The sequence below is a fragment of the Actinotalea ferrariae CF5-4 genome (genome assembly GCF_000603945.1).
Taxonomy (GTDB): domain Bacteria; phylum Actinomycetota; class Actinomycetes; order Actinomycetales; family Cellulomonadaceae; genus Actinotalea; species Actinotalea ferrariae.
Genome location: NZ_AXCW01000179.1, coordinates 1 through 8,520, shown reverse-complemented (window position 1 = coordinate 8,520; position 8,520 = coordinate 1). Strand labels below are relative to the sequence as shown.

At 65.8% G+C, this 8,520-nt stretch carries 8 protein-coding genes and 1 pseudogene; all 9 read left to right on the top strand.

Annotated elements, in window-relative coordinates; genetic code table 11:
* Nucleotides 1-1,491 (top strand): annotated as a pseudogene (locus tag N866_RS13735) (MobF family relaxase); the annotation flags it as partial.
* Between the two features lie 217 nt (nucleotides 1,492-1,708).
* Complete coding sequence (locus tag N866_RS20525) at nucleotides 1,709-2,242, top strand: sigma-70 family RNA polymerase sigma factor (protein ID WP_216699452.1); 534 nt, start codon at nucleotides 1,709-1,711, stop codon at nucleotides 2,240-2,242.
* A complete protein-coding gene (locus N866_RS21015; protein ID WP_155855376.1) occupies nucleotides 2,239-2,904 on the top strand; it encodes a hypothetical protein in 666 nt (221 codons plus the stop codon). The genes N866_RS20525 and N866_RS21015 overlap by 4 nt, the downstream gene beginning before the upstream one ends.
* A gap of 7 nt (nucleotides 2,905-2,911) precedes the next feature.
* The gene (locus N866_RS13730) at nucleotides 2,912-3,928 is read left to right on the top strand and encodes an ImmA/IrrE family metallo-endopeptidase (protein ID WP_034227311.1); all 1,017 of its coding nucleotides are present in this window, start codon (nucleotides 2,912-2,914) and stop codon (nucleotides 3,926-3,928) included.
* 86 nt (nucleotides 3,929-4,014) lie between these two features.
* The gene (locus tag N866_RS21985; protein ID WP_169307770.1) at nucleotides 4,015-4,170 is read left to right on the top strand and encodes a hypothetical protein; all 156 of its coding nucleotides are present in this window, start codon (nucleotides 4,015-4,017) and stop codon (nucleotides 4,168-4,170) included.
* A gap of 61 nt (nucleotides 4,171-4,231) precedes the next feature.
* Nucleotides 4,232-4,501, top strand: a complete 270-nt coding sequence (locus N866_RS13725; protein WP_034227309.1) for a hypothetical protein — start codon at nucleotides 4,232-4,234, stop codon at nucleotides 4,499-4,501.
* Between the two features lie 123 nt (nucleotides 4,502-4,624).
* Nucleotides 4,625-5,731, top strand: coding sequence for a CBASS cGAMP-activated phospholipase (locus N866_RS13720; protein ID WP_034227307.1), 1,107 nt, complete (start codon nucleotides 4,625-4,627; stop codon nucleotides 5,729-5,731).
* A complete protein-coding gene (locus N866_RS13715) occupies nucleotides 5,728-6,723 on the top strand; it encodes an SMODS domain-containing nucleotidyltransferase (protein WP_034227305.1) in 996 nt (331 codons plus the stop codon). The genes N866_RS13720 and N866_RS13715 overlap by 4 nt, the downstream gene beginning before the upstream one ends.
* Nucleotides 6,720-8,474: a ThiF family adenylyltransferase gene (locus N866_RS13710; RefSeq protein ID WP_034227303.1), complete on the top strand. Its 1,755-nt coding sequence runs from the start codon at nucleotides 6,720-6,722 to the stop codon at nucleotides 8,472-8,474. Before N866_RS13715 ends, N866_RS13710 begins: the two co-directional genes overlap by 4 nt.
* The last annotated feature ends 46 nt before the right edge of the window (nucleotides 8,475-8,520 follow it).

The window sequence follows — 8,520 nt, the reverse complement described above, 5'->3', positions numbered from 1 at the left end:
CCCACGCTCAACTCCGAAGAGCCCGCATCCCTCGCCCTCCGTCACGGTCGCACCGAGGTGATCGACACCTACCTCGACCATGACCGCATCCGCGACGGTGAGGCCGAGGCGATGACCGACGCCGCCTACACCGCCTGGCGCGCCGACCGGGCGCGAGGGTTGATGTCGGTGCTGGTTGCTGAGACCCGCGACGACGTGACTGCGTTGAACGTCCGTGCTCGTGCGGACTTGATCCTGGATGGCACGTTGAAGCCGGGCCGGGAGGTCGAGCTGAACGACGGCACCACCGCCGGGGTCGGGGACACGGTCATCACCCGCCGCAACGACCGCCGCCTACGGGCCGGCAAGGACTGGGTGCGTAACGGTGACACCTGGACCATCACCGGCGTCCGCGACGACGGCTCGGTCACGATCCGCAAGACGGGCCGCCGCTTCGGCGGCTCCATCGTCCTCCCCGCGGCGTATGTGGCCGATCACGTCGATCTTGGTTACGCGGTCACCGCGCATAGGGCGCAGGGCCTCACTGTCGATACCGCGCATGTCGTGGTGGAGCCGACCACGACGCGGGAGAACTTCTATGTCGCGATGACCCGCGGCAAGCACTCCAACCGGGCCTATGTGATCCTCGACCGGGCCGACGAGCACGCCCACCCGCATCCGGGTGACAACCCCGACGCCACCGGTAGGTCCGTGCTGTTCGGGGTGCTCCAGCACGTCGGGGCCGAGCTGTCCGCGCACGAGACCATCACCGCCGAACAGGAGCAGTGGGGCTCGATCGCCCAGCTCGCCGCCGAATACGAGACCATCGCCGCAGCAGCCCAACGAGACCGCTGGGCCACCCTCATCCGTGCCTCTGGTCTGACTGCCGAGCAAGCCGACGCCGCGATCGAGTCCGAGGCGTTCGGTGCACTCACCGCGGAACTGCGCCGTGCCGAGGCCAACCACCACGACCTCGACACTCTGTTGCCGCGTCTCGTGGCCGCGCGCGGGTTCGCCGATGCCGACGACATCGCCTCCGTCCTGCACTACCGGGTGGCGCGTGCCACCAGCCGCCCGACAGGCTCGGGCCGCACGCGGAAGGCGTCGCGGTTGATCGCCGGACTGGTCCCATCCGCGGACGGCCCGATGACCAGCGACATGCGCCACGCGCTCGATGAGCGACGCGAGCTGATCGAGACCCGCACCGACGCCGTACTCGACACCGCCCGCGACGCCGCGGAGCCCTGGACGCTGTCACTCGGTGACCCGCCGCGCGACCCACGCAAGGCAGCGGCGTGGCGACGGCACGCCCGCACCGTCGCTGCCTACCGCGACCGCTACGGCATCACCCAAGACACGCCCCTCGGACAGGAACCGGAGGACACGGCGCAGAAAATCGACTTCGCCCGCGCAAGAAGCGCGCTCGCACGGTCACGCGCCATTGCTCGGCAGCACCCGACCGCCGCCGAGCGACGACCTGTCGAGCCCGCTGCCCCCAACCGGCGCCTGTGACGCCACCCTGCCCGGGTCGCACGCAAGATCCGACACGTCTAGATGCGTCACAGAACTGACTCCAAGCGAGACAATCGTCAGGAGGGCGGTCCAGGTCTCCATCAGAATGGCCTAACTGCGTCAGGCGCTATCCCGACTACGAGGTGAGGAGGACGAGGCCGATGATGAGACAGCCTCGCTGGTGCCGGCGCTGGGGCGAGGGGCCGAGGCGGCAGCGATGACCGACATGCCGCCAGACCTCGGTGCTCTCTACCTCCGCCATCGAGACGCTATGCACAAGGTTGCGGCCTCAGTGCTACGCGAGGCTGGTCGCGCCTCTGAGGCGGAGGACGCGGTGCAGGACGCGATCGTCTCCATCATCGCTTCGCCGCCGGGGAATGTGCGGAACTGGGAAGCATTTCTCGTGACCGCGGCGAAGCGAAAGGCGCTGGATCGAATCAGATCAGCAGAGGTACGGCACGCCGGGCCTGAGTTTGTCGAAGCCGTCCATGACCGTGCCGATGACTCCGACCTCGCGGAAGACATTGCGGAAGCCATCGACCAACAAGAACGGGCTGGTCATGCGTGGGACTGTCTCGCGATATTGGACGAACGCCATCGAAAGGCGGTGTGGGAGACCGTGGCGTTGGGGCGGCCGCGATCTGAGGTGGCAGCCGAAATGAACGTGAGTCCGGCGCGTGTGAGCCAGATGTCGACACGATCGCTAGCGCTCCTTCGAGAGGAAATGCGCAGAAAGGAGGAAGGGAAATGAATGACGACGAACGCGACAGACTTGTCGCAGAGCTGCTGGAACGACCCCAAGAGCGCGAACTTATCCTGCGTGACGTCGAGCTGAACGACCGAGAGCGCGTAGAACTTGATGGCATCGTTGAGACGGCGGATGCACTCTGGCTCGCCGCCCAAGGCGCGCCAGCACTTGAAGATGACCCGGTGGCAGCAATGCTGGGTCTACTCCCTGACAGCGAATGCCGTCTCGACTCTGCCGCGTTGTCTCGTGTAAGAAAGCGTGCGCGACTGAGCGTCAGTGACGTTGCCGCACGCTTGCATGAGCGAGGGTGGCAGTTCGACAAGAGCGACGTTTTCAGGTGGGAGACTCGTACAGCGGCAGACGTACCTCCCGCCGTGGTCCAGGCAATCGCTGACATCTTCGGAGCACGGGTAGACGACCTGATCTCAGCTCCGTCATCGGCTTCTCTGCCCGATCACGTAGGCGCTGTACGCGCGCATCCGCTGTTTGAACACCTCGTCACGCGCTGGTCACAGGCCCGACGAGTGTCACGTGCCGTGGCTGCTGCGACGCTCGAAAGCCGGATGCTTGCGACCGTACACCGAGGAGAGCACCCCGACACAGAGCAACTGTTGCGCTCGCTCGACGCCCTTGTCGCTTCTGTCGAGCAAGCCGACCGCGGGTGAGACCCGCATGAACCTGGAAGGTTGTGTTGACCAGGCACTGTCCCTGCTGACGGATGACGTTCGAGCCCGCTTCGCCGGGGACCCGTTTGGCGTCCTCCGCGACGACCTTGAGCTGACTGTCAGAGCCGTCGAACACCTAGCTAGTTCCCGTGACGACGGTGGCGCGTGTGATGGCGTCTCGTTCCTCCAAGACGGGGTGATCCTGTATGCGCCCACGCCAGCGAGTCGGCGTGAGAACTTCACTCTCGCCCACGAACTTGGGCATTGGCTCGCCGAGAGGGCGCCGGACATCTATGACTGGATAGCCGACCAGGACGAGCCCGGCCGCCTTCTCGAAACCGTCTGTGACCGGATCGCCCAGCGATTGCTCTTGCCCGAGTCTGCGGCAACAGCGGTCATCGCCAACGGACCGATCAGAGCGCAGCACCTGGTCGACCTCTATAACGCCTCCCAGGCCAGCCGGCCGGTGTGTGCGATCGCTATCGCCAAGCACCTACCCGGCTTGGGGGCCATCGCCATCATCGACCGCTACACCGGCACCGTTACACACGCCAGCGTCAAGCCCGACCCCGAGCAAGGCTGGCCCACCGTTTTCCCTTGGCGTGACCAGAAGCTCACTGAAGGCCACTCCCTACTAGGCCTGGCACCAGGAGCATCTGCGGCTCGGCGCCTTTCCTGGCGAACCCCCTGGGGCACGCGAGCAGACTTCTACGTCGACGCGATCGGGGACGACAAGCGCGTCATGGCCGTGTTCTGCGATCGAGACATTTGGGAGGTCGAGCAGTTTCATGCGCCCATCCAACGCGACTTCGACACCCGCCCCCTGCTCACAGGGTCATGCTGCGGGACCAGTTTCGAGCGCCGAGGGTACCCCTGCTCGGACTGTGGCCAGCCGTTCTGTCCTCGTTGCGGCGACTGCCGCTGTCAGCGAGATGCCAAGCGCGCACTGACCTGCACCGAGTGCTTCCTTCAGTTCCAGCCACACCTCGTTGTCGACGGCCTCTGCGTGGACTGCCGTTCCTGACGCTAACTCCATACAGCCCTATCTCGACTACTCAGTGAGAGCCCCCGCGGACGCGGACCTGGGCTGTCGGGACGGAGGTGAAGGAGATGGCCAAGAACACCGGACGAGGCCACCGCGTCGGTGCCGTGAAGAGCCGGAGCGAGTTCAAGCGCGGCACCACATGGTTCAAGCGTGACACCGGTACTGGCCGGATTCTCAACGGCAGCCCCAACCAGCACAAGGGCGTCCGTAACGAGAAGTAGCCGGTGGGCCGGCGATGCCTCGGTGTCGCCGGCCTAACCCATTACACGTCAGGAGAAGAACATGAGCGCACTGCTCATCAGTTATGACCTCAACAAACCTGGACAGAAGTACGATGATCTCTACGAGAAGATCAAGGCGCTTGGCCCTTGGTGGCACTATCTCGACTCAACCCGGATCGTCGTCTCGTCACTCAGCCCGAGCCAAGCCTTCGACCGACTCAAGCCCGCGCTGGACGACTCCGACAGTGTGCTCGTCGTTGACATCTCGGGCGACAGCTACTCGGGCTGGCTCCCACAGAAGGCTTGGGATTGGCTCCGTAAGCATGTCTAGGCGGGGGAAGCCAACAAGCCGCTCCTGCGGAGCCGACTGCTCGGCGAGCAAGGGCATGAGTGCGACCGGTACGGCTCCGTCTCGCGCCTCGGTGGTGTCGGTGCGGCGGCGTAGAATAGTTACATGGGTGTAGTTCCTGCAAGTTCGACCGATCCCGGAGGCGAGATGCCGCCCGGGCAGGCCGACGCGCCCGGACGGCAGGACCATCCATCCACGACGATCGAGCCAAGGCCCCCATCCGTCGATCGCTTCCAGATTCTCGCCCTCGATGGTGGCGGAGCCAAGGCACTGTTCACCGCTCACGTGCTGGCGCGGCTGGAACAGGACCTCGGCGTGAGCATCAAGGACTCGTTCGACTTGATCGCCGGGACGTCGGCGGGTGGCATCGTCGCGCTCGGGTTGGGTGCCGGTCTCACCCCGAGCGAGATCGTGGGGCACTACGAAGAACTGGTCGAGGCGGTCTTCCCGGCCACGCGTCGGCGACTGTGGCGGCGGCCTCGCCAACTCACTGCACCCATCTACGACGGCGATGCGCTGCGCACCGCCTTGACGAAGGTGCTCGGTGAGCGGCTGCTTGGGGACAGCGCGAAGCGGTTGGTCATCCCGGCGTGGGACGTGCAACGAGGCTCCGTGCACATCTTCAAGACGCCGCACCACGCACGGCTCGCCCGAGACTGGCGCATCCCGATGGTGGACATCGCGATGGCGACCTCGGCGGCGCCGCTCTACTTTCCTGCCGCACGTGTGGATGGACATCGCCTCATCGACGGCGGCGTGTGGGCGAATAACCCCTCTGTCGTCGCGATCGCCGAGGCCGTGAGCATGCTCGACGTTCCGCTGGCCTCGATCAGGGTGCTCAACGTCGGCACCATCGACCAGCTCACGAACCACCCCAAGCGCCTCGACCGCGGCGGGCTGTTCAACTGGGCGAAGCCGATCGCGCCACTGATCCTCACAGCCGGCAGCCGTGGCGGACAGGGCATCGCTGAGCATCTGATCGGCAAGGCCGCTTTCACCAGGTTCGATGCTCTCGTGCCGGGCGGACTGTACGCACTCGACTCGGCAGACCCGAGCGATGTCGCCGGCCTCGCCGCGTCCGTGAGCCGCGAGCTCAGCCCCATCTACACCGCGCGGTTCGCAGATCATCGCGCGGCCGAGTACACACCGTTGATCGGAGACCGACACCGCGGCGACCCGACCAATACGTCGACCACGGAGGTCTCCCGATGAAGCTCACTGACTACTTCAACGTCCTGCTTAAGGACACCGTCAACCTCGGCCAGGTGAAGCTCGACTCGCTCGACTCTCGCGTCGAGGCGGTCTACAAGGCGTTGAAGGCCGACGAGCAGATCGGGCACCTAATCCTCGGCAAGACGCCCCAGGGCTCGTGGGCGCACAAGACCATCATCAACCCGGTGGGCAGCAACGAGTTCGACGCGGACTTTATGCTCGACATGAGCGAGAACGCTGACTGGTCCGACGATCCCAAGAAGTACATCGAGGAGGTCTACGCGGCCCTGCACCGCCACAGCACCTACGGCAACATGCCGCACTCACGCAAGTGCCGTTGCGTCCGAGTCGTCTACGCGAACTCCATGCACCTCGACATCGTGCCGCACCTCAACCTCGCCGATGGTCGCGAAGTCATCGTCAACCGCGACGACAACGCCTGGGAGCAGACCGACCCCCAGGGCTTCACGGACTGGATGAAGGACAAGGACGCGCTCGCGAAGGGCAACCTCCGCAAGGTCATCCGGCTGATGAAGTACCTGCGCGACCACAAGAACTCCTTCACCGGCACACGGTCGATCCTCCTGACGACACTGCTCGGCGAGCAGGTCACCGAGCTCCGCACGCTGCTCGACCCCGGCTACTACAGCGACGTCCCCACCACCCTCCTGCACCTCGTCAAGGACCTCGACGCCTGGCTCCAGGCACGCCCGACCAAGCCCTCCATTCCAGACCCGTCCGGGTCCGGGGTCACCTTCGACCATCGGTGGGAGCAGTCCACCTACAGCTACTTCCGAGACCGCATTCATGTCCACGCCGCCGAAATCGAGGAAGCGTACGAGGAGGAGAACAAGGAGCGCAGCATCGAGCTGTGGCAGGGCATCTTCGGTGACGGCTTCAAGGCCCCGGCCACCTCGTCCAACAGCGCGAAGTTCCCGGCAGCAGCTCCCGCGGCCGCTTCCACCGTGGGGCGGTCTGGCCGCGCGGGATGAGCCGACGCAACCGGGCCACGCTCTCGGCCTGGCAGAAGCATCTCGTTGACGAGCTGAGGTCACTTGCCAGGGAGCGCCCCCACGACGTCCGGATAGTTCAACAGCCTCGGCTCGACTCTGACGGCGACGCCATCCTCCGACTCCGGCTCCACACCGCAGATATCCCTCACCGCCCCGGCGGGCTGGAACTTGGAGACGACGAGGAGTTCATCGTCAAGATTCGCCCGTCGCTGTTCTCGCCGCCGAGCGCCGAGGTTGACCACACACGCTTCCTCGGTTTCCCGCACGTCCTCCAAGGGCAGCGGCTCTGTATCTACCTCGATCCCTCCCGCGAGTGGCGCCCATCCGCCGGAATGGCCGGGTTCCTCAGCCGACTGTGGGAGTGGCTCACCGATGCCTCCGCCGGAGCGTTCGATCCCTCGACCGCGATGTACCACGCTGTCGGAGGAGTGCTCCACCACGCCGACGGCACGCCCACCATCGTCGTCCGCGAACCCGGCCCGCCGAAGCAGCATCAGATCGCCCGGCTGATCACCCGCTCACCGCACCGCCACGACCTCACCTACTCGGCAGACCACGACGGACACCGCACGCCCGTCTTTGCCGTTGCGAGCGACCTCCCCTTCGGCGCGGCATCCACCTTCGCGCTGTTCCTGACGCTCCTGGACGACCCGCACCTTGACCGCGCCGAAGGACGGTCACCACAGGTCTCACCGCAGTCGCCGGCGTTCCTCACATCGCTCCTCGCCAGCGCTTTACGAAACCCCGACGGCACCGAGCAGTACTTCGTGCTCGCCGTTCCGCACCCCGCAGGCGGACCGCACCATCTTCTCGGCGGACGCCTCCCCGCAACTACCGCCGACGCCCTCCGGCGCCTCGCCAAGAAGCACGGCACCGCGATCACCCTCGACCCCGCGATCATCAACGCCGACATCCCCATCGAATGGTGCAACATGTCCGACGAACGGCAAGAAGTCACGACCCGGCGCGACGACAACCGTCCCGTCAACGGCTTCCAAGGAAAGACCGTTCACATCTGGGGCTGCGGCGGACTCGGCTCATGGCTCGCCGAATTCATCGCACGCGCCGGAGCCAGCACCATCACCGTCTGCGACCCCGGCACCATCATCGGCGGACTGCTCGTGCGACAGAACTACACCGAAGCCGACATCGGCCAGACGAAAGCCGACGCCCTCGCCACGCGCCTCCAGGCGATCCGCGACGACCTGACCGTCATCGTCGCAGAAGGAAGCGTCCCCGATCCAGCCGTCTCCCTTTCCGCGGACCTCATCATCGACGCCACCGTCAGCCACAGCATCACCACCTACCTCGACACCCTCGCCGGCGAAGACCGCAAGGCCCTCATCGCCCAGGTCGCCACCGACGCCAGGACGGGAACGCTCGGTATCGCCAACATCTGCGCGCCTGGTGCCCCCCGTACGCCGTCTGAGCTCGACGACCAAGCAGGACGCTCGGTGCTGGCCGATGGTGCGCTGGAGCTGTACCACGCACTCTGGGAGGAAGCAGCCGAAGGCGACGAACTGATCCCCACCAGAGGATGCTCCGTACCCACGTTCCACGGCTCGGCCGCAGACCTCGCTGCCGTCGCCGCCACACTCGTCAACATGATCGGTCTGCACCTCCAGCAGGTAGAGGCACCTGTTTCAGGAACCCACCTCATCTCCCTGCCGCACGCGCCAGCCGGCCCACGGCATCACTTCCTTCCTGCGGCGTCGGACACTCGCGGATGAGATAGCACGGGCGACGGGTTTACGGGCTCTTCGCAGATGAGGGTGT